Origin of the sequence: Rosenbergiella collisarenosi (genome assembly GCF_018494085.1) — a bacterium.
GTDB lineage: Bacteria > Pseudomonadota > Gammaproteobacteria > Enterobacterales > Enterobacteriaceae > Rosenbergiella > Rosenbergiella collisarenosi.
The window spans coordinates 1-23,686 of record NZ_JABBFP010000007.1 but is presented as its reverse complement, the minus strand read 5'-3'; the positions used below and the strand labels follow the sequence as shown (position 1 = coordinate 23,686).

The 23,686-nt window shown below is 48.9% G+C and carries 27 protein-coding genes; 26 read left to right on the top strand and 1 reads right to left on the bottom strand.

Annotation, left to right across the window (positions count from 1 at the left end):
• Positions 1-71 precede the first annotated feature (71 nt).
• The 20 genes from HGT70_RS11390 (at position 72) to tatD (ending at position 16,511) form a co-directional block, all read left to right on the top strand.
• A complete protein-coding gene (locus HGT70_RS11390; protein WP_214195897.1) occupies positions 72-995 on the top strand; it encodes a flagellin N-terminal helical domain-containing protein in 924 nt (307 codons plus the stop codon).
• A 190-nt stretch (positions 996-1,185) separates the two neighbouring features.
• Positions 1,186-2,460 carry a flagellar filament capping protein FliD gene (gene fliD, locus HGT70_RS11385; protein ID WP_214195896.1) on the top strand — a complete coding sequence of 425 codons (1,275 nt, stop codon included), beginning with the start codon at positions 1,186-1,188 and terminating at the stop codon, positions 2,458-2,460.
• Between the two features lie 11 nt (positions 2,461-2,471).
• Positions 2,472-2,858 carry a flagellar export chaperone FliS gene (gene fliS, locus HGT70_RS11380; protein WP_214195895.1) on the top strand — a complete coding sequence of 129 codons (387 nt, stop codon included), beginning with the start codon at positions 2,472-2,474 and terminating at the stop codon, positions 2,856-2,858.
• Position 2,859: 1 nt separating this feature from the next.
• Complete coding sequence (locus tag HGT70_RS11375; RefSeq protein ID WP_071432475.1) at positions 2,860-3,150, top strand: hypothetical protein; 291 nt, start codon at positions 2,860-2,862, stop codon at positions 3,148-3,150.
• 4 nt (positions 3,151-3,154) lie between these two features.
• Positions 3,155-4,246, top strand: coding sequence for a flagellar hook-length control protein FliK (locus HGT70_RS11370; RefSeq protein ID WP_071432473.1), 1,092 nt, complete (start codon positions 3,155-3,157; stop codon positions 4,244-4,246).
• Between the two features lie 9 nt (positions 4,247-4,255).
• Positions 4,256-4,714 carry a flagellar basal body-associated FliL family protein gene (locus tag HGT70_RS11365; RefSeq protein ID WP_214195894.1) on the top strand — a complete coding sequence of 153 codons (459 nt, stop codon included), beginning with the start codon at positions 4,256-4,258 and terminating at the stop codon, positions 4,712-4,714.
• Positions 4,715-4,723: 9 nt separating this feature from the next.
• The gene (locus HGT70_RS11360; protein ID WP_214195893.1) at positions 4,724-5,443 is read left to right on the top strand and encodes a FliA/WhiG family RNA polymerase sigma factor; all 720 of its coding nucleotides are present in this window, start codon (positions 4,724-4,726) and stop codon (positions 5,441-5,443) included.
• A complete protein-coding gene (gene motA / locus HGT70_RS11355) occupies positions 5,437-6,306 on the top strand; it encodes a flagellar motor stator protein MotA (protein ID WP_071432467.1) in 870 nt (289 codons plus the stop codon). Before HGT70_RS11360 ends, motA begins: the two co-directional genes overlap by 7 nt.
• Positions 6,303-7,202, top strand: coding sequence for a flagellar motor protein MotB (locus HGT70_RS11350; RefSeq protein WP_214195892.1), 900 nt, complete (start codon positions 6,303-6,305; stop codon positions 7,200-7,202). The genes motA and HGT70_RS11350 overlap by 4 nt, the downstream gene beginning before the upstream one ends.
• A gap of 23 nt (positions 7,203-7,225) precedes the next feature.
• A complete protein-coding gene (locus HGT70_RS16785) occupies positions 7,226-7,948 on the top strand; it encodes a C40 family peptidase (RefSeq protein WP_214195891.1) in 723 nt (240 codons plus the stop codon).
• A gap of 128 nt (positions 7,949-8,076) precedes the next feature.
• Positions 8,077-8,838: a uridine phosphorylase gene (gene udp, locus HGT70_RS11340; protein ID WP_071432460.1), complete on the top strand. Its 762-nt coding sequence runs from the start codon at positions 8,077-8,079 to the stop codon at positions 8,836-8,838.
• 105 nt (positions 8,839-8,943) lie between these two features.
• A complete protein-coding gene (locus HGT70_RS11335; RefSeq protein ID WP_214195997.1) occupies positions 8,944-9,528 on the top strand; it encodes a LysE family translocator in 585 nt (194 codons plus the stop codon).
• 26 nt (positions 9,529-9,554) lie between these two features.
• Entirely contained in the window at positions 9,555-11,039 is a 1,485-nt protein-coding gene (gene rmuC / locus HGT70_RS11330) for a DNA recombination protein RmuC (RefSeq protein ID WP_214195890.1), read from the top strand.
• On the top strand, positions 11,029-11,784 hold the full coding sequence (ubiE, locus tag HGT70_RS11325; protein WP_071432456.1) for a bifunctional demethylmenaquinone methyltransferase/2-methoxy-6-polyprenyl-1,4-benzoquinol methylase UbiE: 756 nt from the start codon (positions 11,029-11,031) through the stop codon (positions 11,782-11,784). The genes rmuC and ubiE overlap by 11 nt, the downstream gene beginning before the upstream one ends.
• Positions 11,784-12,389, top strand: a complete 606-nt coding sequence (ubiJ, locus tag HGT70_RS11320) for a ubiquinone biosynthesis protein UbiJ (protein ID WP_071432454.1) — start codon at positions 11,784-11,786, stop codon at positions 12,387-12,389. The genes ubiE and ubiJ overlap by 1 nt, the downstream gene beginning before the upstream one ends.
• On the top strand, positions 12,386-14,023 hold the full coding sequence (gene ubiB, locus HGT70_RS11315) for a ubiquinone biosynthesis regulatory protein kinase UbiB (RefSeq protein ID WP_071432452.1): 1,638 nt from the start codon (positions 12,386-12,388) through the stop codon (positions 14,021-14,023). Before ubiJ ends, ubiB begins: the two co-directional genes overlap by 4 nt.
• 85 nt (positions 14,024-14,108) lie before the next feature.
• A complete protein-coding gene (tatE, locus tag HGT70_RS11310) occupies positions 14,109-14,351 on the top strand; it encodes a twin-arginine translocase subunit TatE (RefSeq protein WP_071432450.1) in 243 nt (80 codons plus the stop codon).
• 3 nt (positions 14,352-14,354) lie between these two features.
• On the top strand, positions 14,355-14,885 hold the full coding sequence (gene tatB, locus HGT70_RS11305; RefSeq protein ID WP_071432448.1) for a Sec-independent protein translocase protein TatB: 531 nt from the start codon (positions 14,355-14,357) through the stop codon (positions 14,883-14,885).
• Positions 14,885-15,637: a Sec-independent protein translocase subunit TatC gene (tatC, locus tag HGT70_RS11300; RefSeq protein ID WP_071432446.1), complete on the top strand. Its 753-nt coding sequence runs from the start codon at positions 14,885-14,887 to the stop codon at positions 15,635-15,637. The genes tatB and tatC overlap by 1 nt, the downstream gene beginning before the upstream one ends.
• Before the next feature lie 85 nt (positions 15,638-15,722).
• A complete protein-coding gene (gene tatD / locus HGT70_RS11295; protein ID WP_071432444.1) occupies positions 15,723-16,511 on the top strand; it encodes a 3'-5' ssDNA/RNA exonuclease TatD in 789 nt (262 codons plus the stop codon).
• Here the strand turns inward: tatD and rfaH are convergent.
• Positions 16,488-17,000, bottom strand: a complete 513-nt coding sequence (gene rfaH / locus HGT70_RS11290) for a transcription/translation regulatory transformer protein RfaH (RefSeq protein ID WP_214195889.1) — start codon at positions 16,998-17,000, stop codon at positions 16,488-16,490. The genes tatD and rfaH overlap by 24 nt on opposite strands.
• Positions 17,001-17,180: 180 nt before the next feature.
• Here rfaH and ubiD point away from each other — a divergent pair, with 180 nt between their 5' ends.
• The 6 genes from ubiD to hemG all read left to right on the top strand — a co-directional run bounded on the left by ubiD (position 17,181) and on the right by hemG (position 23,573).
• On the top strand, positions 17,181-18,674 hold the full coding sequence (ubiD, locus tag HGT70_RS11285; protein WP_071432440.1) for a 4-hydroxy-3-polyprenylbenzoate decarboxylase: 1,494 nt from the start codon (positions 17,181-17,183) through the stop codon (positions 18,672-18,674).
• 28 nt (positions 18,675-18,702) lie between these two features.
• Positions 18,703-19,404, top strand: coding sequence for an NAD(P)H-flavin reductase (gene fre, locus HGT70_RS11280; protein WP_214195888.1), 702 nt, complete (start codon positions 18,703-18,705; stop codon positions 19,402-19,404).
• Between the two features lie 192 nt (positions 19,405-19,596).
• Complete coding sequence (pepQ, locus tag HGT70_RS11275; protein WP_214195887.1) at positions 19,597-20,928, top strand: Xaa-Pro dipeptidase; 1,332 nt, start codon at positions 19,597-19,599, stop codon at positions 20,926-20,928.
• A complete protein-coding gene (locus HGT70_RS11270) occupies positions 20,928-21,539 on the top strand; it encodes an IMPACT family protein (RefSeq protein ID WP_214195886.1) in 612 nt (203 codons plus the stop codon). The genes pepQ and HGT70_RS11270 overlap by 1 nt, the downstream gene beginning before the upstream one ends.
• A gap of 34 nt (positions 21,540-21,573) precedes the next feature.
• The gene (gene trkH / locus HGT70_RS11265; protein ID WP_071432433.1) at positions 21,574-23,025 is read left to right on the top strand and encodes a Trk system potassium transporter TrkH; all 1,452 of its coding nucleotides are present in this window, start codon (positions 21,574-21,576) and stop codon (positions 23,023-23,025) included.
• An 8-nt stretch (positions 23,026-23,033) separates the two neighbouring features.
• Positions 23,034-23,573: a menaquinone-dependent protoporphyrinogen IX dehydrogenase gene (gene hemG / locus HGT70_RS11260; RefSeq protein WP_071432430.1), complete on the top strand. Its 540-nt coding sequence runs from the start codon at positions 23,034-23,036 to the stop codon at positions 23,571-23,573.
• The last annotated feature ends 113 nt before the right edge of the window (positions 23,574-23,686 follow it).

The window sequence follows — 23,686 nt, the reverse complement described above, 5'->3', positions numbered from 1 at the left end:
TATTTTTACCGGACGACAGTCGTTATTAACTTTTGTTATCACTCATCGTCCACTTTTAAAGGAGCCGCTAGATGGCTATTACACTATTTACTAACTCATCCGCGATGTCTGCCAGTAATGCACTACAAAAAGCGAACTCTACGTTATCGAGCGCGATGGAACATCTCGGTACGGGTAAGCGCATCAATAAAGCATCTGACGATGCGGCTGGCTTACAAGTGGCGACCCGTCTACAAGGTCAAACCAATGGTATGGCCGTCGCGCAGCGTAATATCGCGGATGCCTCAACCATGCTGCAGACCGGTGAAGGGGCGATGGATGAAGTGAGTAATATCATGTACCGCATGAAAGACCTAGCGACCCAAGGTGCAACGGATACCAATACCGCGGATAGCCGTAAGGCGATCGATACCGAGTTAACGAGCCTGAATACTGAGTTATCCAGCATTATGGGCAACACGTCCTATGCAGGAAATAAGCTATTTAGTGATACGACTGGCAAGGACGCTAATGGTGCAACTACTACCACCGCTACCGCGAAAATGGGTACAGCGATGACCTTCCAAACCGGCTCTGAAAGTGGTGAAACCACCAAAGTCGATGTTTCAGCTCAACTGAAAAACGTATTCACCAGTATCAATGCATTATCTTCCGCTAGCGTTCAAGATACCGCTGCTGATACCACGAATAACGTTGATGCTGTATCGGGCACGACCAAAGCTAACACCCTAATTGATACTTTGAACACCGCGTTAGATAACGTTTCTAGCCTACGTTCTTCTTTTGGGGCATCCATCAATGGTCTTAGCCATGCCTCGGCTAACCTGACCAATATGAAAGACAATACCGATCAAGCGCTGGGTAACATCCAAGATGCGGACTTCGCGTCGGAAGCGTCGAAAATGACTCGCAGCCAAATGCTAGCACAAACCAGCACCTCGATGCTTAAGCAGTCGAACAGCATGTCGAGCCTAGTAATGAGCATCTTGGGCTAAGTACTCTAGTAAGAGGGAGTGACCCTCGGCTTTCCTCTTCATCAATAAAGCGGAAGATCCTCTTCCGCTTTGTCGTTTCTTATCAACCATAATGCGGCGCTTGATAAGTTGGCACGATTGTTGCTTATCAGAGGCTTGTGAAGCCGATGCCACGGCATGTTGATGAGTCTTACAAGCGGGTATAACCACCATGACCGATATCAGTTCTCTTGATCCGCAAACCCTCGCGACGCAAATGGCCGGATATGATATTCAAGCGTCGCAAAGTGCAGCCACCAAACAGCAAAGCTCACTGACTACGCAGAGCAATAACCTCAACAAATTAAAAACGTCCCTCACTACCTTTCGTAGCAGTCTAGCTAGCCTAAATAGTTCGACGCAAGGGATGTTGGTCAACTCTGCCACCCTAAGTCAATCGACGGTGGCGACAGCGACGACCACTTCGCAAGCCAGTCGCGGGACCTATTCACTCAGCGTCAGCCAGCTCGCCTCGGCCCAGCAGACGGCTTATACCGGTTTGACTGATGATATGGTCAAACAGGCGACGGGGTCGTTGACCTTAGCTATCCAAGATAAAAGCATCTCGATCGATATGAGCAAGCTCAGCTCATTGGCGGACTTAGCAGGCGCCGTCAACCAAGCGACGGGTAACCCCGGCGTCACTGCCTCGTTAATTAAAACCGACGGTAAAGTCCAGCTGATGTTGAGTAGCGACGAAAGCGGTGTTACCAACGCCTTGGCCTTAACGACCAGCCAGTTGGACAGCCAAACTGCGACGGCACTGAACCAAGGCGTAGAGATTTCTGCGGCGAAGGATGCGAAAGTGAGTATTGGCTCTCTGGCGTTCAGCAGCAGCTCTAATAAGTTAGATTCCTTGATTGAAGGGGTTACCATCAATTTACAAACCGTTACCGCGGCAGATACCCCATTAACCCTGACGGTCGGTACAGATACCAGCGGCACCCAGAAAAACCTTCAGAGCTTCGTTGATGCGTATAACAGTTTACGCTCAGTGCTGGATACGCAAGGGTCGGCCACTGGCGGCAACGATGGGTTAGTCTCCTCGCTGAATACTGAGTTAAACAGCGTGATCCGCACAACGGCGAATGGCTTCGATATGACACGCTTTGGCTTGACCTCCGATAAAGACGGTAAACTGACACTGAACAGCGACACCCTGAAAACGCAATTGGGGAAAAATCCACAATCGATTAATCAATTTTTTAATAGCCAAGGGCTGCTCTCAACGATTGATAAATCGATGAATAATTATCTGAGCAGTAGCCATGGCGTACTGCAAAATCGACAAGAGGTGTTAGATCGCCAACAGAGCGATGTTACCGACCGTCAAAGCAAAATCACCACCCGCTACAACGATGCTTATAACCGCTATCTAACGCAGTTTACGAAATTAAAAAGTGCGATGCAGGATATGAACAATACCTTAAGCAGCTTATTAGGTTAATGAACCCGACTATGTACAGTAATGATAATCTTGATGGTTACGACTACCACTCTGCCGATTTAGAGCGCCAAGTCGCCACCGCTACCCCACATCAGTTAGTACTGATCATGTTTGAGGGATTAATGGACGAATTGGTCCGGGCGAAAAGCCATATTCAGGCGAAACGCTACGAACAAAAGGCTCACAGTGTTAATCGCTGTATCGATATTCTTAATGCCTTAAGTAGCGCGTTAAACATAGAGCAGGGGGGGGAGCTAGCCGCTAACCTAGCGAGTCTTTATGACTACGCGGTACGTTGCCTGTATGAGGCGAGTCATCAACTGTCGGTAGATAAAGTCACTGAAGTCGAACGCTTATTGACCGAAATCGAAGCCGGCTGGCGTGAGATGGCGGTATAGGATGGTCGATGAGCAGCGCTTTGAACAGTTACTTTCTGCGGTGAGCGAGGCAATACGCCTGCAAGACTGGGATAAGCTTATTCTTGCGAACCAGCAGCTAACGTTTGCATTACGTGGGCCCGAGCTATCTGAACACCATCGCCTGCAGATACGGGAGTGTTACCAAGCTGGGCTAGCAGAGTGCCAACAGCACGCCGATAGTCTGTGGCTGAAAATTCAGAAAACCCTGTGTGAGCGCGAGGCAATGGCGGCTTATGCCAGCTTCGGCGATGCAGAGAGTTTTTCGGGGTAGCGGTATGACAACGTTGCCGCTAAGCCTATCGATACCGTCTGTGACTCGAGTCACGCTATCGGGTCAATTCGGCTCAACATCGGCGACCGACGAGCCAGTGGCGACTCCTTTTCAGCTAGAGAACAGCGATGCGGCACCTACAACGTCAAGCCAGCCCTCACCGCCTGAACCGTCGCGATTAACCGCTGCAGATGCGCAACCGTTAATCGATAGCTTTCAAGCCCAGTTTGCTTATCAAGGTGATAGCAAGCCGCTGCCGATTAATCATGTATTGCCTCAATCCGTAGGGGAGGGGCAAGCCGTACCGCTATTTGTTCTGCCGGGAACAATGATGCCTATACAAACTCGAGTCACGGCTACCGGACAACAAGAGCCTGTCGCACAGGGCGCTAGCAAATCGGTAGAGAAAAGACAACGCGAGGATACTGATGGGCAGGCATTGGTTAACCTACTCTCCTTCATCCCACCTTTAGACCCTCCGTTGGTAAGCCTTTACGACTCTGCTTCTGGAGCGAGGGGGCAGGCAGAGACTAACCAAACCACCAGCGTAATAACGCTTGACCCGCCGGCCATGATTGATCCGGGGCTGCAGGAGCAACCCTCGATGCTAGTGACGACACCTTCTTTAGCGAGCGTTGACGCTACGCTAAAAGCTAGCCAGCCGCTAGCGCCTACTCTGTCGCTGAGCCTTGAGCATGACCAGCGCGGCTATGCACAGCCGTTGGTCAGCGCATTGAATGGACATGTTACCTGGCAGCTTACACAACAGCTACAAAGTGCTGAATTACACCTACACCCAGCAGAGCTTGGTGCGCTAACTGTCAACATCCATATTAATAACGGTTCTCTACAGCTTCATATCAGCGCAGATACGCCTGAGACACAGCAGTTATTACACCAAACGGCGAATGACTTAAAAGAGAGTTTAACGCTTAGCCAAGGCGGCCAGGTAGAGGTCGATGTCTCTTCTCAAGGCCATCAGCAGCGCCGTCAAGCTGCGCAGCCTGATAATCCCGAGTTACCTTTGGTAAACCACTTTGCCTTCTCCGATACAGAGGCATCGGCGACCGACCACTCAATCTTAATTACGCTATAAGAGTACGTCATGAAAAAAACTTTAATTATTCTATCGGTAGTCCTCCTCCTCATCATAATCGGGGGAGCAAGCTGGTGGTTACTGACCCCACACGGTGACGCTAAAAAAAGTTCACCAAGTACTAGCGGATGGTTTGCCAGCACGCCTGCGCAGGCCAGTTTTGTCGAAGTGAAAGACTTAGTTATCACCCTACAGGCCGAGGAAAATCGTCCCCGTTATCTGTTATTAGATGTGGTACTGGTAGTGAGAGGGGAAGAACAATCGACACAAGCCGAGGCTTTTGAGCCGGCGGTACGCAGTGCGACGGTCGCTCTACTGAATAACCAACCTTTTGATGACGTACGCACGCGCACGACTCAGACGTTACACGACCAATTATTGAAGCGCTATCAAGAGGCGGCAAGCCAGCTCGGCCTGCAAACCGTCCCTTTTGACGACATTATGATTAGCAAAATGGTTTTTCAATAAGTGGACGCCATGTCAGCCACTGAATATATGCAAGCCGCCCCGCTTAGTGCAGAGCAGGAGGCGACTTATATTCAACAGTACCTTCCCTTAGTAAATCGAATCTTACGCCAGCTAAGTTTTCAGGCTAATACAGTGATTGATAGCCACGACTTACAGCAGATTGCATTGATCGGTTTATTAACGGCGTTACGACGCTATGGGGTACCGGATGCGGAATTTCCAGGCTATGCAAAATACCGTATCCGTGGCGCGATTTTGGATGAATTACGGCAAGCGGATTGGCGACCGCGGGGCGTTCGCCAAAAAACGCATCAGCTGTCGCAACATATTCAGCAGATAACCCAGCAGCTGGGCCGGGAGCCTGAACTCGGTGACTTACAACAGCGATTAGGGATCGATGCACAGACTTACCATGACTACCTACAAAACAGCTATCTGGCGAGTGTCGAGAGTCTTGATGCGGTTATGGAAGGCGAGGGTGAGGCGCAGTTTGGGACTCATCGTGACAACCCAGAGCGCTTTTATGCGAGACAACAGCAACTGACGCAGGCGATAGCTATTCTCGACCCTAGGGAACAGCTGATCCTTACGCTCTATTACCACCATGAGATGAACCTAAAAGAAATCGCTTTGGTCCTCGAGGTGAGCGAGGCCCGTGTTTGTCAGTTAAATAAGCGATTAAACGATAAATTAGTCGATCATATAAAAAAAAGTGAGTCAGTATGTTAAAGATAGGCGGGATCCTGATTGTATTTATCTGTTTAATCTGGGGATACCTTCACTCAGGCGGGCGCTTAGTCGCATTTTGGCAGCCGGGAGAAATTGTTATTATTCTAGGATGTGGCATCGGGACGTTAGTCTTAGCGAATGCGGGGACAGTATTGAAACAGATCCTTGCACAGCTCAAAGAGGTCATGCGTAAAACACGCTACAACGGCGAATATTCCCAGCAACTCTTGATGTTAATGTATGAACTCTTAGACAGTGTCCAGAATGGCGGCCTAAGAAGCCTCGATAATCATATTGAGAATCCTAGCGACAGTGAGTTATTTCAGCGTTATCCATTAGTTGCCAGCGATGCCGAACTCTGTACCTTCATCGCCGATAATTTTCGTATGATGGCGATGGGTAAAATTAACGAGCATGAGCTGGAGGGATTGTTAGAACAAGAGCTTAACTCGGTAGAAGAGAACCTCCTTCAGGCTTCACGTTCCTTACAACGTGTGGGTGAGGCCATGCCAGGGTTTGGCATTTGCGCAGCGGTGCTAGGGATTGTTATTACCATGCAGTCTATTGATGGCACTATTGCCGTGATCGGCGTGAAAGTGGCAGCGGCGTTAATCGGCACATTCCTCGGGGTATTTATCAGTTACTGTCTCATCGACCCCTTAGCGAATGCAATGGAACAATTGGTAAAGAAAAAGATGACTTCGTTCGAGTGCTTGCGCACCATCATGGTTAACCAAGTTGCCGGAAAACCGCCGCTACTTGCCGTTGATGCGGGTCGGAAGATGCTACCCGTCGAGAATAAGCCTTCGTTTACTCAACTTGAAAGTTGGGTCGATGCACGTCAGGAAGCCTCCGCAGGATGAGTGGACGTCAAAAGGGCCATACGACTATTATCAAGCGTAGTTCGCGGCGTGCGCATACCGGGGGACATGGCGGAGCATGGAAGGTCGCTTTTGCTGATTTCATGCTCGCACTTATGTCGCTATTTATGGTGATGTGGATCATGGGCCAGGTCTCAGAGAAAGATCGTAAGGCCATCATGTATACCTTAAATAACCAGTCTATTTTTGACAGTCACTCCTATAGTCTAATTTCTTTTGCTGCTCATGGTCCGTTGCCATCAAGCGCCCCCGAAGTAACGCCGAGCGTCGTCGGAAGCACATCGGGTATCACTCAAACCGATGCCTCGACGGCTCATAACGGTAAAAATCCAACAGGTGAAGCGACCGACGCCGACCAAAAGAAATTACAGAGCGCGTTACAAAACCTGATGGTCGGCAAGCAGGCACAAAGTAATATGCGTATCGAACGATTGGCCCAAGGGATTAGAGTTGTGGTGAATGACGATCAACACCGTATGATGTTCGAACGAGGCAGCAGCAAAATGACGCCTTACTTTCAGCAACTTTTATCGAGTCTTGTTCCAGCCTTAAAGCAGAGCGGTTCGCATCTGATGATTATTGGCCATACGGATGCGACGCCTTACCAACAAAACCCGTTTTATGATAACTGGAGCCTGTCGGTTAATCGTGCGCAAGCCGCGCGACAAGTGCTGCTGCATGCAGGCTTTGAAAGCGATAAGGTTGTACAGATTTCGGGGGTGGCGGATCAGAAACTTCTTGACCAACAGCAGCCGACTAACGCGATTAATCGACGTATTGAATTTATCTTGCTCTCAGCGCAAGGATTATCTGCATGGGAGAAGACCTTTTCAACGCCTGCCACCCACTCAGTACTCGCCTCTGCGGCTAACCAATAACTTGATGTAGAGCGGGGAACAGCGTGCAGAAGAAAGTTGTCGCTCTATGTTTGTTACTGTCACTCTCTGCTCAGGGAGTCAATGCCACAGCGAAGAGTGACACCCCCAGCACTAAGCTTCAACGTGAGCATAATCGCTTACGATTATGGCAGCAGGTACCGCACCGGGAACTCCCAACAAAGAGTACCTCTTTATCCCTCGCGGCTACCGTTAAGAAACACCAGCGACAAGCCTCGCTCGCGTTGCTGAATAGAGGGATTATTCCAGGAAGTCATGAGTTAAGCTGGGCACTTTTGTCGCCTGATGAGTTAGTACGCGAAACCGGCTCGCCCCAATTACTGGCCACGCTTGAGAAAGTCATCGAGACATTGCAGGCCCAGATTGGCCTACCATACCGCTGGGGCGGGCAAACCCCGAATCAAGGCTTTGATTGCAGTGGCTTGGTCTGGTTTGCGTTCCGTCACTATGTTAATTGGCCCCTGCCACGGACGGCGAGTACGCTTTTCAACGATAAACGGATGTCGGTGGTTACCGCTGGGCGGCTGCGTCGTGGCGATCTTATTTTCTTTACTATCCATCGGCAAAATACGCCGGATCACGTTGGCGTCTACCTCGGTAACCAACAATTTATTGAGGCACCACGTACCGGACTCGCCATTCGTATAAGCCAGCTCGATGCTCCCTTCTGGCAGCAGCATTTTGCGGGTGCTCGACGTGTTTTAACCGAGACAACGTTACGCGATTAATGGTGTATGCAGGAGTGGTTGATGACTAATTTTGAGAACGTAATCGATTTTTCTGGCAACAGATGTTGGCCTTCGGCTAGGGTAGCTTAAGATAGGTTCCTATAATTCTCAGTATAAGCGAGGGCAGTATGTCGAAAGCAGAAGTATTTCACCTTGGTTTAACGCAGGCCGATTTACAAGGGGCGACCTTAGCCATTGTCCCGGGTGCACCGGAGCGAGTCCGTAAAATTGCTGAGCTGATGGATAATCCGCAGCCACTGGCTTCACATCGTGAATTCACTTCATGGCGTGCCGAAATCGATGGGCAGACGGTTATTGTCTGTTCCACGGGGATCGGCGGACCTTCTACTTCTATCGCTGTTGAAGAGCTGGCGCAATTGGGGATTCGTACATTTTTGCGTATCGGTACCACCGGTGCTATTCAACCGGAAATACAGGTTGGCGACGTTCTTGTCACCACGGGCGCGGTGCGTTTAGATGGGGCAAGTCGTCATTTCGCGCCGATCGAATTCCCAGCCGTCGCCGATTTTGCTTGTACCACTGCGCTGGTTGAAGCGGCAAAAGCACTAGGGGCATCGACCCATGTTGGGATCACTGCGTCTTCCGATACGTTCTATTCAGGTCAGGAACGTTACGACACCTATTCAGGTCGTGTCGTGAGTGCGTTTCAGGGGAGTCTACAAGAGTGGCAACTGATGGGCGTCCTTAACTATGAAATGGAATCCGCGACATTGTTTACCCAGTGTGCTAGCCAAGGATTACGGGCGGGGATGATCGCCGGGGTAATCGTTAATCGTACCCAGCAAGAGATCCCAGACGAAAGCACGATGCAGAATACAGAAAGTATGGCCGTGCGCATCGTGGTTGAGGCCGCCCGTCGGTTGTTATAAACCGCTCTCGCTTTATTAACTAGAAAACGTATAGTGTTGCTATTAGCCTCTTTAACCTGAAGGTAAAAAGTGATAGCGACACTCTTAGCGTTTAGCCTTGCGGCAATGCTTCTAACCTTAACGCCTGGGCTCGATACCGCGCTCATTTTACGTACTTCAATTGCCGAAGGCCGCAAAAATGGCTTTAACGCAGCCCTGGGTATCAATGCAGGATGTTATTTGTGGGGAACTGTTGTCGCCTTTGGGCTAGGCGCGCTACTCGCCGCTTCACAGGTTGCCTACGACTGTTTAAAATGGATCGGTGCCGCCTATCTACTCTGGTTAGCTATCCAATTGCTACTTGCACGTCCGCAACCCCTTACATTGAACGCATCGACAGCTCATTCCGCCAAGTCCACGAATTGGTTTCTGCGCGGGTGCTTAGGAAATGTTTTAAACCCTAAAATCGGTATATTCTATGTGAGTTTTCTTCCGCAATTTATCCCTGCAGGCCACTCACCTGTAATCTGGACGTTCCTCCTCGTGTCGATCCACGTCTTGATCGGCACGCTATGGTCTTGTGTATTGATTAACCTAGCCGCTAAAGCCTCCGGCTATCTACAGCAACCGAAAATTATTCGCTGGATGAATCGCGTCACAGCAGGAGTATTTGTGTTGTTTGCTGCAAAACTCGCTTTTAGTTCTCGCTAAAGCCTACAGAAATTACGAGGGTTATCTTGGATTTTCAAAGTGTCATAGATGTCGCCTTGGTACTGAGTGGCATAGTACTGGGGTGGATAATTGCCGTTTTACGTTTAGGACGTTCTAATGCCGTAAAAGAGGTGGAATACACGCACCTTCTCGAAAATTTTCAGCACAGCGAGCAGCGCGGCGCTGTCGCACAGCAACAGCTTCAACAGTTACAGTTGCGGCAAAGTGAGTGGCAAGCAAAGGCTGCGGCGGCACAAGAAAAGCTTCAGCAGCTCGACTATTGGCGTCAGCAAACAGAACAGCTTAACCAAGAATTACGTCATCAATTTGAACTTAACCGTACGCAAGAAGCAGAGCTACGTGAAGTTACGACGCGTTGGCAAGAGTCACAACGGGCGATGGAAGAGAAACATCAACTCTTAACCGATAGTGAAAAGCGTCTTACCACTCAATTTGAAAACTTAGCGAGCCGTATTTTTGAGCAGACTCACCGCCGTGTAGATGAGCAAAATAAGCAAAGCCTTCATGGTTTATTGACGCCTTTACGTGACCAGTTGGAGGGTTTTCGACGCCACGTCAGCGATAGTTTTAGCCAAGAAGCACGTGAGAGACATACGCTTACCCACGAAATAAAACAGTTACAACAATTGAATAGTCAGATGGCTCAAGAGGCGCTTAATCTTACCAACGCCCTAAAAGGCGACAACAAAATCCAGGGTAACTGGGGAGAGGTTGTCTTAGCGCGGGTGTTAGAGGCTTCTGGATTACGTGAGGGCTACGAATATCATACGCAAGTCAATATCCAAAACGAGCAACGGCGTTATCAACCGGACATTATTGTGCGCTTACCTCAAGGAAAAGACGTCGTAATCGATGCGAAAATGACCTTGGTCGCCTACGAGCGTTACTTTAATGCTACGGACGACACCGTGCGCAAACAAGCCGCTCAAGAGCATATCTTGGCTGTACGTCAACATATCCGTGGACTTGGACGAAAGGACTACCAGGGGTTACCCGGCTTGCGAAGCCTCGATTATGTCCTAATGTTTATTCCCGTTGAACCTGCTTTTCTGTTGGCGCTTGACCGTGAACCGGAACTGATCAACGAAGCGCTCTCTCATAATATTATGTTGGTCAGTCCGACGACACTGCTGGTCGCCTTACGCACCATTAATAATTTGTGGCGCTACGAACACCAAAGCCAGAATGCACAAAAAATCGCAGATCGTGCGGCAAAACTCTACGATAAAATGCGTCTATTCGTCGAAGATATGACGGCGTTAGGCGGCACGTTAGATAAGGCCCAATTTAGTTATCATCAGGCGATGAAAAAGCTGACTCACGGGCGCGGAAATATGTTGGCGCAAACAGAGGCCTTCCGCCAATTAGGGGTTGAAGTGAAACGCCCCATCGATAAGCAATTAACCGAACAAGCCATGTCAGATGAGCCGGACTCTGATACACTTGATACAGACGCATTGACTAAGCAGGTAAATACAGATGGCAGATAATTCCAAGGATACTACCCACTTTGGCTTCCAGACAGTTGCTAAAGATGAAAAGGCCGGCAAAGTAGCCGATGTATTCCATTCCGTTGCGGCAAAATATGACCTAATGAATGACTTAATGTCGATGGGTATCCACCGCATTTGGAAACGCTTTACGATCGACTGCAGCGGCGTGCGTCGTGGTCAACGTGTGCTCGACCTTGCCGGCGGAACCGGCGACTTAACCGCTAAGTTTTCTCGGTTGGTAGGGGAGACGGGCGAGGTGGTCCTCGCGGACATCAATAGCTCAATGTTGAAAATGGGTCGTGAAAAACTCCGCAATCTCGGCGTTGCAGGGAATGTCAGTTATGTGCAAGCTAATGCAGAAGCGCTGCCTTTTCCTGATAACTACTTCGACTGTATTACCATCTCATTTGGTTTAAGAAACGTTACCGACAAAGATAAAGCCCTAGCCTCGATGTTTCGTGTCTTAAAACCGGGTGGTCGCCTGCTAGTTCTAGAGTTTTCTAAGCCTCTATTAGAACCCTTAAGTAAAGTCTACGATGCATACTCTTTCCATATTCTGCCACGTATCGGGCAACTGGTCGCCAATGATGCAGAGAGTTATCGCTATCTTGCTGAGTCGATTCGCATGCATCCTGATCAAGAAACCTTAAAGCAGATGATGGAAGACGTCGGGTTCGAAAATAGCACTTATTACAACCTTACTGGCGGGATTGTCGCGCTACATCGTGGGTATAAATTTTAATGCCAACCATGCCAATGATCACCGCGCTACTTGAGCAAGGACTTAATCGCACGCTCTGGCAGGATCGTGGGGCTAAAAGTACTCGACAGCGCTTAAAGGGAAAAGTACTGACGTTTGTTATTCGTGAACTTAGTCAGCCAATTGTGCTGCATTTCAGCGAACAGCAAATAGATGTGTTAAGTACAATCACGTCGGACAGTGATTGTACGGTTTCTCTGAGTGTTCAGGTGCTTCCTAAGCTTCAGGACCGCAAAAACCTGACGACCCTAATTAAAAGTGGTCAGGTTGAGGTCGAAGGTGATCTGCAGGTCATTCAGCTATTTTCGACACTTATCGACTTAGCAGAATTTGATCCTGCGGAATACCTCGCCCCGTGGGTCGGTGATTTATTGGCGCACTCTGTCGCGCAGACAGGTAAAAACATCACTAACTTTCTACAGCGCACCTTCATTCGGCGACAATCGCAAGTGAGTGACACGCTTATTGAGGAGTGGCGAGTGGTACCGGGTGCTCTTGAACAAGCGTGGTTTTGTGAAGAAGTTCAGGCTGTCGAGCGGCAGCATACTGCACTAGAAGAACGTTTATCGAAATTGGAGTCACTATGACGTTTGGTGAATTGCGCCGTCTTTATTTTATTATTCGCGTGTTTTTAACTTACGGATTAGACGAGCTCATCCCACGGACTCGTTTGACACTCCCACTGAGATTATGGCGTAGGGGATTTTTTTGGATACCCAATAAGCATCAAGATAAAGCGGTAGGGTTACGCCTTCGTCTTGCGCTCGAACAGCTAGGCCCAGTGTGGATTAAACTCGGACAGATGCTCTCGACGCGACGCGACTTGTTCCCGCCGGAAATCGCCGACCAATTAGCTTCTCTTCAGGACCGTGTTCCCCCTTTCGATGGTGTTCGTGCCAAGGCCCAAATCGAAAAGTCGTTAGGTGGTCCAGTAGAACAGTACTTCGATGACTTCGATATCAACCCATTAGCGTCGGCGTCAATCGCCCAAGTGCATACCGCTATCTTGAAAGAGAATCAGAAGCACATTGTAATAAAGGTTATCCGTCCCGATATCTTACCGGTCATCAAAGCCGATATGCGGTTAGTGTATCGCTTGGCGAGCTGGTTGCCGAGGATCTTGCCGGATGGTCGCCGTTTACGTCCTCTCGAAGTCGTCAAAGATTATGAAAAAACGCTGATCGATGAGCTGAATCTATTGCGCGAAGGAGCCAACGCGATTCAACTGCGCCGTAATTTTGAGGGGAATAACCTACTGTATGTTCCAGAGGTCTACTCTGACTACGGTAGTGAAACCATGCTGGTTATGGAGCGTATTTATGGGATTCCAATCTCCGATACTCAGACCCTAATCGAACGCGGAATTAATATGCAACTTCTCGCTGAGCGAGGAGTACAAGTCTTTTTTACGCAGGTCTTTCGCGATAGTTTTTTCCACGCGGATATGCATCCCGGTAATATTTTCGTTAGTCATGACCATCCTGACGATCCGCAATATATTGCCATCGACTGCGGAATTGTTGGTTCATTAAATAAAAACGATAAGCGCTATTTAGCGGAAAACTTTATCGCGTTCTTCAATCGTGACTATCGTCGCGTGGCTGAGCTACACGTCGATTCTGGCTGGGTACCGCCTGATACGAATGTAGAGGATTTCGAGTTTTCCATCCGAACTGTCTGCGAGCCGATCTTTGAGAAACCCTTGGCAGAGATTTCCTTTGGTCACGTATTACTTAACTTATTTAATACGGCACGTCGTTTCAATATGGAAGTGCAGCCGCAGCTCGTTCTATTGCAAAAAACCTTGCTCTATATCGAAGGTATTGGCCGTCAACTTTACCCACAACTGGATCTTTGGAAAACAGCAAAGCCTTTTCTTGAGGAGTGGATCAAGGATCAAGTGGGACTTCCTGCATTATGGCGTACAGTGAAAACTAAAGCGCCAATGTGGGCTGAGCGACTACCAGAACTTCCAGAGCTCGTGTTCGACACTCTCCATCATCATAAATTACTGAAACATAGCGTTGATAGGCTGGCCGAGCAGGTCAACCAACAACATAACCGGCATACCCAAGTACGTTATTTATGGGGAATGGGGGCGATATGTTTACTCAGTAGCACGGCAGTAATGCTGGTGCACCCAGAACTCAAATGGATGTCTGGTGGGCTACTTGTTGGCGCAGTGGTGAGTTGGCTAGCGGGTTGGCGAAAAACTACGTAAAGACTGATTGCCGGGCAAAGTATTGATGCCCGACATCTGGTATGATTGATTTTAATTAACAAGCTATTATCATTCTGAGGTTACTATGGCCGGGATTAGTATTACCAAACTCCTCATCATTGCCGTTATCGTCATCCTATTTTTCGGTACCAAAAAGTTACGTAACTTAGGGTCAGATTTAGGGTCATCGATCAAAGGCTTTAAAAAAGCAATGAGTGACGACGACGCGAAAAAAGATCAGGATGCCGATTTTTCACCAAAATCCCTCTCTGAATCTGAACAGACTTCGCAACCTGAAGTTAAGCACAAAGATAAAGATCAGGTATAAATCGTGTTTGATATTGGATTTAGCGAATTACTCTTAGTTTTCGTGATAGGACTTGTCGTGCTTGGTCCTGAACGGCTTCCCGTTGCCGTTAAAACGGTGGTGGGGTGGATCCGAGCTATCCGTTCTTTGGCGGCGAATGTTCAGCACGAGCTTGCGCAAGAACTCAAGCTTCAAGAGCTGCAAGATAGCGTAAAAAAAGTCGAAGAGGCGGGTAAAGGCGCGCTTTCGCCCGAACTCAAAGAGTCGATAGAAGAGCTACGTAAAACGGCAGAATCAGTAAAACGCAGCTACCACGAGTCTATCGAGACCGAGCGCGACGAGGATCTTGCGTCCCACGCCGCAACAACGGATAGCGGTAAGCCAGTACCAACTTCTCAGCCTAGCGTAGTCGATAAGCCAGTTACACAGACCTCACGTTTGGTGACTCCTGAAGACGAAAAGGCGGCGCAGGCTAAAAGGTCAGAACCTGTTGCTGAAGTGCCTCAGCGGGTCACCGATGAAACCAACCCCTCTACTCGTGAAGATAAAAGTTAATGGAAGTCGAAGATACTCAACCGCTAATTAGTCATTTAATCGAACTACGTAAGCGACTACTTAACTGTATTATTGCTGTGCTGATCATTTTTTTAGCCTTGATCTACTTTGCTAACGATATCTATCAAATGATTGCCGCACCCCTGATCAAGCAAATGCCGGTAGGCGCGAGCATGATCGCAACGGATGTTGCCTCGCCGTTTTTTACGCCGATTAAGCTGACGATTATCGTCTCAGTATTTTTAGCCGTACCGGTGATCCTGTATCAGGTTTGGGCATTTATTGCCCCTGCGCTCTATCGCCATGAACGTAAGCTCGTCATGCCACTGCTCTTCTCAAGTAGCTTACTTTTTTACGTTGGTGTGGCATTTGCTTACTTCATCGTATTTCCACTCGCTTTCGGTTTTTTTGCTAAAACAGCACCTCAAGGCGTACAAATCGCGACGGATATCAGTAACTATCTCGATTTCGTAATGGCGATTTTCATGGCGTTTGGCGTGGCTTTTGAGGTACCAATTGCCATCGTCCTACTCTGCTGGACTGGCCTGACTACCCCTGATGATTTGCGTAAGAAACGCCCCTATATTCTAGTTGGGGCATTCGTGGTAGGGATGCTGTTAACACCTCCTGACGTTTTTTCTCAAACTTTACTCGCTATTCCGATGTACTGCCTATTCGAAGTCGGCGTATTCTTCTCTCGTTATTATGTAGGAAAAGGACGTTGGGATAAGGAGCAGGATAGCGAATCCTGAGGTCCCGCTCTCAGGTTCTGCGGAATACACTGCGGAACAACGTTGAACCAGGCCACTATCGAGTGGCCTCGCGTTGGAAAATAAGATGTTTGATATTGGTGTTAACCTTACAAGTACACAGTTTGCGAAAGATCGAAAACAAATCGTCTCCCGTGCTCAACAATCGGGAATTACCGGCATCCTTATTACCGGAACGAATGCATTAGAAAGCCAGCAAGCACAATTCCTTGCTGCACAACACCCAGGCTATTGTTGGTCCACTGCCGGTGTGCATCCGCATCATGCCAGTGAATGGTCCCAAGAAACGGCGAGTACCTTGCGTCGTCTTGTCAATCAGCCGCAGGTTGTGGCTATCGGCGAGTGCGGTCTGGACTACAACCGGAATATATCGGCCCCAGAACAGCAGGAATATGCCTTTAACGCGCAGCTTGAACTTGCCGCTGAATTATCAATGCCGGTTTTTCTCCACTGCCGTGAAGCCCATGACCGTTTTATGGCTATCCTTACCCCGTGGTTACCCAAACTTCCTGCCGCAGTGGTGCATTGTTTTACGGGCACGCAACGAGAGCTCGAGGACTATCTATCTCACGGACTAATGATTGGTATTACAGGATGGGTATGCGATGAGCGCCGGGGATTAGGGGTTCGCGAGTTACTCCCTACGATCCCTGCCGACAGATTGTTACTTGAAACTGATGCACCTTATCTATTACCTCGCGACATGCGACCACGACCGCCATCACGGCGTAATGAGCCTTGCTACCTTCCGCATATTGTTCAGCAAGTCGCGATGTGGCGGGGCGAGGATGCACAAACCTTAGCGGTACAAACTGATAGTAATGCCCGTCGTTTATTCGGGTTGAGCGGGTTGTGATGAGGCTTTGCTAAATGCATCGTTTTCGATGCTGCGCGCAACAGTCTTGTTCAATAAGTTGAGCAGTAAAATTGAGCGTGTTTCACCATCAGTCTCTTGGTAGATAGCGCTCATCCCCTCGAAAATACCTTCGGTAATCACGACGCTCTCGCCTACCTGCAGCAATGCCGGAGAGTGTTCAGGTATCGCGGGGCTGTTTTGCAGTGCAGTCACGACTTGTTCGGGAACGCGTGCTAAGGTTGAACCGAAGCGAACAAAATGGCTAACTCCGCGTGTGGCGCTAATAGTGGTCGTGTGGATGATTTCCGGATCGAACTTTAAAAAGAGATAGTTCGGGAATAGGGGCTCTGCAACGCGTTTAACTTTCGCGCGTACTAACTTTTCAGTCTCGATCAGGGGTACGAAGCAAGTAACGTTTTGCCTCTGCAAGTGTTCTTGTGCTCGAGCGATCTGCCCACGTTTGCAATACAGTAAGTACCAGCCAGCCATAGTCTCTCCAAAGATAATCGCGCATGATAACAAACCACTATTTATTGGTATAGTTTACTTAATTGTTGAGTTCTGAATACCTCGGTTAATTCTGGAATTAACTAAATAAATCTCAGCGCCAGCCGCTATTCACACATATAATGGCAGTATTGCTAATAATAATCGTAGATATCACCCCTTATGAAATATCAGGATTTAAGAGACTTTATTCAGCAGCTAGAAGCGATCGGCGAATTAAAACGTATTACATTACCGATCGATCCTAATCTTGAAATGACTGAAATTGCCGATCGGACGTTACGAGCGGGTGGGCCGGCATTGTTGTTTGAAAACCCGAAGGGTTACGACATGCCTGTACTGTGCAACCTCTTTGGTACGCCGAAACGCGTCGCGTTAGGAATGGGGCGTGAAGAAGTCAGCGCATTACGTGAAGTCGGTGAGCTTCTCGCTTTTTTAAAAGAGCCTGAGCCACCTCGTGGCTTTCGCGATCTGTTCGACAAACTGCCGCGTTTCAAAAATGTCCTCAACATGCCGACTAAACGGTTACGCTCTGCGCCGTGCCAACATCACGTAGATCAAGGCGATAGCGTCGATCTGGGTAAGATCCCCGTAATGCGCTGTTGGCCAGAGGATGCGGCACCACTGATAACTTGGGGGCTAGTGGTGACCAGAGGCCCGCATAAAGAGCGGCAGAATCTGGGTATCTATCGCCTACAAGTTATCGGTAAAAATAGGCTCATCATGCGCTGGTTGTCCCATCGTGGTGGCGCACTCGATTTTCAAGAGTGGTGTAAAGCTCATCCCGGAGAACGCTTTCCGGTAAGTGTCGCCTTGGGCGCAGATCCTGCGACGATCCTAGGCGCAGTTACTCCGGTGCCAGATGGGTTATCCGAGTACGCTTTTGCTGGGCTATTGCGCGGTAACAAAACGGAAGTCGTTAAATGCTTGTCCTCGGATCTAGAAGTGCCAGCAAGTGCCGAGATTGTGCTAGAAGGCTATATCGAACCTGGCGATCTCGCACCGGAAGGTCCTTATGGCGACCACACGGGCTATTATAATGAAGTCGATGATTTCCCAGTCTTTACCGTGACACATGTGACTCACCGAGATAAGCCCATTTACCATTCGACCTATACCGGTCGTCCGCCGGATGAACCTGCAGTCCTGGGTGTTGCCCTGAATGAGGTGTTAGTTCCTATTCTGATTAAGCAATTCCCAGAGATCGTCGATTTTTATCTTCCTCCAGAAGGGTGTTCGTATCGTTTAGCGGTAGTCACCATCAAGAAACAGTATGCAGGCCATGCAAAGCGCGTTATGTTTGGCGTCTGGTCTTTCTTACGGCAATTCATGTACACCAAATTCGTTATAGTCTGTGATGATGATGTGAACGCGCGCGATTGGAACGATGTAATTTGGGCGATTACAACGCGTATGGATCCTGCGCGCGATACCGTATTGGTTGAAAATACGCCGATCGATTATCTTGATTTTGCCTCACCTGTTTCAGGTTTAGGGTCGAAAATGGGAATGGATGCAACGAATAAATGGCCGGGCGAGACCGATCGCGAGTGGGGACGTCCGATTGTGAAAGATCCACAGGTGACGGCGCGCATCGATGCCCTCTGGGATGATCTCGCTATCTTCTCATCGAACGATAAGCCAACTCATCAATAAACTTGTCTACGCCTGACAGAGGTAACGAATGACTATTTTAAGCTGTAATGTAATTTCTGTAGAAGCTATCACTGAGACCGTTTACCGCGTCAGGATTGTTCCTGAAACCGAATTTACCTTCCATGCTGGCCAATACTTAATGGTAGTCATGGATGAACAAGATAAACGACCCTTCTCGGTAGCCTCAACACCGATGGAGAAAGATATCATCGAGTTACACATCGGCGCCTCCGATATGAATCTCTATGCTATGGCTGTGATGGACAAGATCCGCCAACAGAAGACGATCCAAGTCGATATGCCACACGGTAATGCGTGGTTACGTGAAGGGGGCGATCGCCCGATAATCCTGATTGCCGGAGGCACGGGGTTCTCTTATGCCCGTTCGATTTTATTGACAGCGCTAGCCGAAAACCCCGAACGTGAAATTGAGCTGTATTGGGGGGGGCGCGAACCTCATCACCTCTACGACCTCACTGAACTGGAGGCGTTAGCGGTGCGTCATCCTACGCTAAAAATTATTCCGGTCGTTGAACAGCCTGATAGTCAATGGCCAGGGCGTACGGGCACCGTACTCCCTGCGGTACTCAACGACCACGTCTCGCTCGCGGAGCACGATATCTATATCGCGGGTCGTTTTGAAATGGCGAAAATAGCGCGTGAACGTTTCTGTGCTGAAGCGGGGGCGAAAGTAGAGAATATTTATGGCGATGCTTTCGCTTTCCTTTAACGAGGTAACCGCGTCAGAGAGTAGATAAAAAACAAAGAAGCCGATACCTGTTTATCGGCTTCTTTGTTTCATAGCCACAATAAGAAGTACGAGGTATCAGCGACCAGCTTCAGACAAAAGTCGCCTTTGCGCAATCCAGTAAAAAGCTGTGCTACCATAAGCGTTGATTTTGAACCGTTTGGAGAAGGCAGAATGAATTCGTTACCGGCACTCTATCGCGCTCATCTTGATAGTTTGATTGACCACGCGCGTATTATCTTGGCGCGATCTCAGCGCGATGCATTATTAATTCATTCTGGAGAGCTTATTACCGCGTTCCAAGATGACCATGCTTACCCCTTTAAAGTGAATCCCTTATTTAAAGCTTGGCTACCGATTACTGAGACAGCCAACTGCTGGCTTTGGGTTGACGGTCGGACGCGTCCCACCCTCTATTTCTATTCGCCTACCGACTACTGGCATAAAGTCGATCCACTCCCGGATACTTATTGGAGTCGTGAATTCGATGTGGTTGCGCTTAAACAAGCCAACGATATTGCATCACTGCTACCGAGTCAGCGGAGTAATGTGGCTTATCTCGGCTCTGCTACGCAACGAGCCATTGAGCTGGGTATTCCTGCCGCGCAGCATAATCCGCAGGATATTCTTAACTACCTCCATTACTACCGTAGTTTTAAAACCGATTACGAGCTGTACTGCATGCGAGAAGCGCAGCGCAGTGCTGTGAAGGGGCACTTAGCAGCACGGGACAGTTTCTTTGCGGGCGCGAGCGAATTCGAGATTAATAATCACTATCTTGCGGCGACAGGACAACGAGATACCAATGTGCCGTATGGTAATATCGTCGCGCTTAATGAACATGCTTCGGTGCTGCACTATACCCATCTGGACCATGATCGTCCGCTAACGCCGCGAAGTTTCCTGCTCGATGCAGGCAGTGAATTTAATGGCTATGCCGCAGATCTCACCCGTTCTTATGCGGCGTCCCCTACAACGTTATATGCAGAATTAGTGGAGGCGGTGAACCAGCATGAATTGGCGCTTATTGCTTCTTTAAAAGTGGGGGAGCGCTACAGCGACTATCATCGACAAATGAATCAGCGTATCGCCTCGATTCTTTGTGAAACCGGGATTATGAAAGGAATTAGTGAGGACGCTTTAGTCAGCGAGAACATCACTTCTATCTTTATGCCGCACGGTGTCGGTCATTCACTGGGATTACAAGTCCACGATGTCGCCGGGTTTATGCAGGACGATCAAGGGACTCATCTCGCCGCGCCCGCGGAATATCCTTGGCTACGTTGTACGCGCGTTATTGAGCCGCGTATGGTGCTGACGATTGAACCGGGATTATACTTTATTGAGTCACTCCTCGCACCTTGGCGCAACAGTGCTTATAGTCAGCACTTTAATTGGAACGCGATTGAAGAGCTGAAAGGTTATGGCGGGATCCGTATTGAGGATAATGTCATCATTTGGGCTGAACATATTGAAAACATGACCCGGGATCTGCAGCTACCCTAATGCACAGTTACCCGATCCCTGCACAGCCACAACTCCTCGTAGAAGAGACGATAAAAAAAAGTCGTTTCCTCACTTATATTGTACACACTGAGGGGACTGCGGCGGCGAAGCTGGCCGTACAAACTCTGCGTGAGCAACACCCAATGGCTCGCCATCACTGCTGGGCCTTTGTTGCGGGTGCCCCGAATGACTCACAACAGTTAGGATTCTCTGATGATGGTGAGCCTTCGGGAACGGCAGGGAAGCCTATGTTGGCACAATTGATGGGCAGTGGGCTGGGTGAGGTAACCGCAGTAGTTGTGCGCTACTATGGTGGCGTGATGCTCGGAACCGGCGGGCTAGTAAAGGCTTATGGGGGAGGGGTGCAGCTAGCGCTCACTCAACTTGAACGCCAACTTAAGATCCCAAAACAGTCTTATCGACTTGACTGCCATTATGCACAGCTGGCAGAGGTTGAACGTATCGTTCAGCGTTTCCAAGGCGATATCCTTGATACTCACTTCACCGAACGGGTCACTGCCGTTATCGCTCTACCTGAGCGGTACCTGGCAGAGTGCAATGAAGCACTTAGTCAGTTCAGTCGCGGTGAACTACATTTACAGCAGCAATAGATAATCCTGAATCAGGTCGAATAGGACAGGCAGCATGCAATTCCGAGCCCTTACCCGTATTGTAGGTCTTTTAATTATTATTTTCTCTGGCACCATGATGTTGCCGGGTCTCGTCGCATTGATCTATCGAGATGGGGCAGGAAGGGCATTCAGCCAGACCTTTCTGACGGCATTAGTGATAGGTTCGCTATTATGGTGGCCTAATCGTAAACATCGCCGTGAGCTAAAACCCCGAGAGGGTTTTTTTATCGTTGTACTATTCTGGATAGTACTAGGTAGCGTCGGGGCATTACCCTTTATGTTTGCCGAACGTCCACACCTCTCGGTGACTGATGCCTTTTTCGAATCTTTTTCAGGTCTCACCACTACCGGTGCCACCACGCTGATTGGTTTAGATACACTACCGAAAGCGATTCTTTTCTATCGGCAAATGCTGCAATGGTTAGGAGGGATGGGGATCATCGTTCTCGCCGTGGCAATCCTACCAATATTAGGGGTGGGGGGGATGCAGCTCTATCGCGCTGAGATGCCGGGACCGCTTAAAGATAATAAAATGCGCCCGCGTATTGCTGAGACCGCTAAGACGTTGTGGCTCATCTATGTATTATTGACCGTAGCGTGCGCCTTGGCGCTGTGGTTTGCGGGTATGCCGCTCTTCGATGCGATTGGGCATAGTTTTTCAACCATCTCGATTGGTGGATTTTCCACTCATGACTCGAGTGTCGGTTATTTTAATAGCCCATTGATCAACACTATCATCGCTATCTTCCTGTTAATTTCAGGGTGTAATTACGGTCTACACTTCTCTTTACTCTCTGGACGTAGCTTGAAGGTCTATTGGCGTGACCCAGAATTCCGCGTCTTCATCGGCGTACAATTAAGCTTAGTTATCGTCGCTACCCTGATCTTAATGACGCACCACGTCTACCAAGGTTTCTGGGCGACGCTCGACCAAGCTTTTTTCCAGGTCGTATCAATGGCCACAACGGCAGGATTTACCTCCGACAGTATCGCCCATTGGCCGCTATTTCTCCCCGTCCTTCTATTATGTACTGCCTTTATTGGAGGCTGTGCCGGTTCAACGGGGGGAGGATTAAAAGTAATTCGTATTCTATTACTCTTTAAGCAGGGGAACCGAGAACTGAAACGCCTAGTACATCCTAACGCGGTGTATACGATTAAATTAGGCGATCGTCCTCTCCCTGAACGTATCATTGAGGCGGTGTGGGGATTCTTCTCGGCATACGCACTAGTCTTCTTGGTAAGTATGATGGCGATCATTGCGACGGGGGTAGATAATTTCTCAGCTTTCGCCGCGGTCGCGGCTACCTTGAATAACCTAGGCCCAGGCTTAGGGGTCGTCGCAGACAACTTTGCCTCTATGAACGATACGGCGAAATGGATACTGATCTCCACAATGCTCTTCGGTCGTTTAGAGGTCTTTACTTTACTGGTTCTTTTCACACCCACTTTTTGGCGTCAATAGGTATCTGAATGAAAACACTGCTTCTCTACTCAACCCGTGATGGCCAGACTCATAAAATTGCGCAAGCAATCCAACTGGAGATGGTTCCGCAACAGGTCGATCTCTACGATTTAAGCGCCTCGCCAGTTATCGACTGGTCGCTTTACGATAAAGTGATTATTGGTGCCTCTATTCGTTATGGGCGTTTCGCGCCGCAGTTGGCCGAATTCGTCAATGCTCACACTCAAGAGTTGGCTCAACGTGTCTCAGCTTTTTACTCGGTCAACCTCACCGCGCGTAAGCCAGAGAAAGCATCCCCCGAAACCAACGTCTACACGCAGAAGTTTCTAAGCAGCTCACCATGGGCGCCCGATGAGGTAGTCGTCTTTGCGGGTGCGCTGCGTTACCCCCGTTATCGGTGGTTTGATCGTTTTATGATTGGCCTCATTATGAAGATGACCGGAGGAGAAACCGACAAGAGTAAAGAAGTGGAATACACCCAATGGGATAAAGTACGGGAATTTAGTCGAAAAATTGCCGATAAAAAGAGCAAATCGCTGGCTATTTGAGTGGTTCGATTAGAAAAGAATCGAACGAGTAATTTTTTTAAATAATCCCTTGCGCTCTCAGCGGAACTCCCTATAATGCGCATCCACTGACACGGCAAAGCACGATACGCAGC

What these genes read in the sequence shown, in the direction of transcription:
- HGT70_RS11390 (WP_214195897.1), top strand. Translation starts at nt 72, where the DNA reads ATGGCTATTACACTATTTACTAACTCATCCGCGATGTCTGCCAGTAAT.
- fliD (WP_214195896.1), top strand. Translation starts at nt 1,186, where the DNA reads ATGACCGATATCAGTTCTCTTGATCCGCAAACCCTCGCGACGCAAATG.
- fliS (WP_214195895.1), top strand. Translation starts at nt 2,472, where the DNA reads ATGTACAGTAATGATAATCTTGATGGTTACGACTACCACTCTGCCGAT.
- HGT70_RS11375 (WP_071432475.1), top strand. Translation starts at nt 2,860, where the DNA reads ATGGTCGATGAGCAGCGCTTTGAACAGTTACTTTCTGCGGTGAGCGAG.
- HGT70_RS11370 (WP_071432473.1), top strand. Translation starts at nt 3,155, where the DNA reads ATGACAACGTTGCCGCTAAGCCTATCGATACCGTCTGTGACTCGAGTC.
- HGT70_RS11365 (WP_214195894.1), top strand. Translation starts at nt 4,256, where the DNA reads ATGAAAAAAACTTTAATTATTCTATCGGTAGTCCTCCTCCTCATCATA.
- HGT70_RS11360 (WP_214195893.1), top strand. Translation starts at nt 4,724, where the DNA reads ATGTCAGCCACTGAATATATGCAAGCCGCCCCGCTTAGTGCAGAGCAG.
- motA (WP_071432467.1), top strand. Translation starts at nt 5,437, where the DNA reads ATGTTAAAGATAGGCGGGATCCTGATTGTATTTATCTGTTTAATCTGG.
- HGT70_RS11350 (WP_214195892.1), top strand. Translation starts at nt 6,303, where the DNA reads ATGAGTGGACGTCAAAAGGGCCATACGACTATTATCAAGCGTAGTTCG.
- udp (WP_071432460.1), top strand. Translation starts at nt 8,077, where the DNA reads ATGTCGAAAGCAGAAGTATTTCACCTTGGTTTAACGCAGGCCGATTTA.
- HGT70_RS11335 (WP_214195997.1), top strand. Translation starts at nt 8,944, where the DNA reads ATGCTTCTAACCTTAACGCCTGGGCTCGATACCGCGCTCATTTTACGT.
- ubiE (WP_071432456.1), top strand. Translation starts at nt 11,029, where the DNA reads ATGGCAGATAATTCCAAGGATACTACCCACTTTGGCTTCCAGACAGTT.
- ubiJ (WP_071432454.1), top strand. Translation starts at nt 11,784, where the DNA reads ATGCCAACCATGCCAATGATCACCGCGCTACTTGAGCAAGGACTTAAT.
- ubiB (WP_071432452.1), top strand. Translation starts at nt 12,386, where the DNA reads ATGACGTTTGGTGAATTGCGCCGTCTTTATTTTATTATTCGCGTGTTT.
- tatE (WP_071432450.1), top strand. Translation starts at nt 14,109, where the DNA reads ATGGCCGGGATTAGTATTACCAAACTCCTCATCATTGCCGTTATCGTC.
- tatC (WP_071432446.1), top strand. Translation starts at nt 14,885, where the DNA reads ATGGAAGTCGAAGATACTCAACCGCTAATTAGTCATTTAATCGAACTA.
- tatD (WP_071432444.1), top strand. Translation starts at nt 15,723, where the DNA reads ATGTTTGATATTGGTGTTAACCTTACAAGTACACAGTTTGCGAAAGAT.
- rfaH (WP_214195889.1), bottom strand. Translation starts at nt 17,000, where the DNA reads ATGGCTGGCTGGTACTTACTGTATTGCAAACGTGGGCAGATCGCTCGA.
- ubiD (WP_071432440.1), top strand. Translation starts at nt 17,181, where the DNA reads ATGAAATATCAGGATTTAAGAGACTTTATTCAGCAGCTAGAAGCGATC.
- fre (WP_214195888.1), top strand. Translation starts at nt 18,703, where the DNA reads ATGACTATTTTAAGCTGTAATGTAATTTCTGTAGAAGCTATCACTGAG.
- pepQ (WP_214195887.1), top strand. Translation starts at nt 19,597, where the DNA reads ATGAATTCGTTACCGGCACTCTATCGCGCTCATCTTGATAGTTTGATT.
- HGT70_RS11270 (WP_214195886.1), top strand. Translation starts at nt 20,928, where the DNA reads ATGCACAGTTACCCGATCCCTGCACAGCCACAACTCCTCGTAGAAGAG.
- trkH (WP_071432433.1), top strand. Translation starts at nt 21,574, where the DNA reads ATGCAATTCCGAGCCCTTACCCGTATTGTAGGTCTTTTAATTATTATT.
- hemG (WP_071432430.1), top strand. Translation starts at nt 23,034, where the DNA reads ATGAAAACACTGCTTCTCTACTCAACCCGTGATGGCCAGACTCATAAA.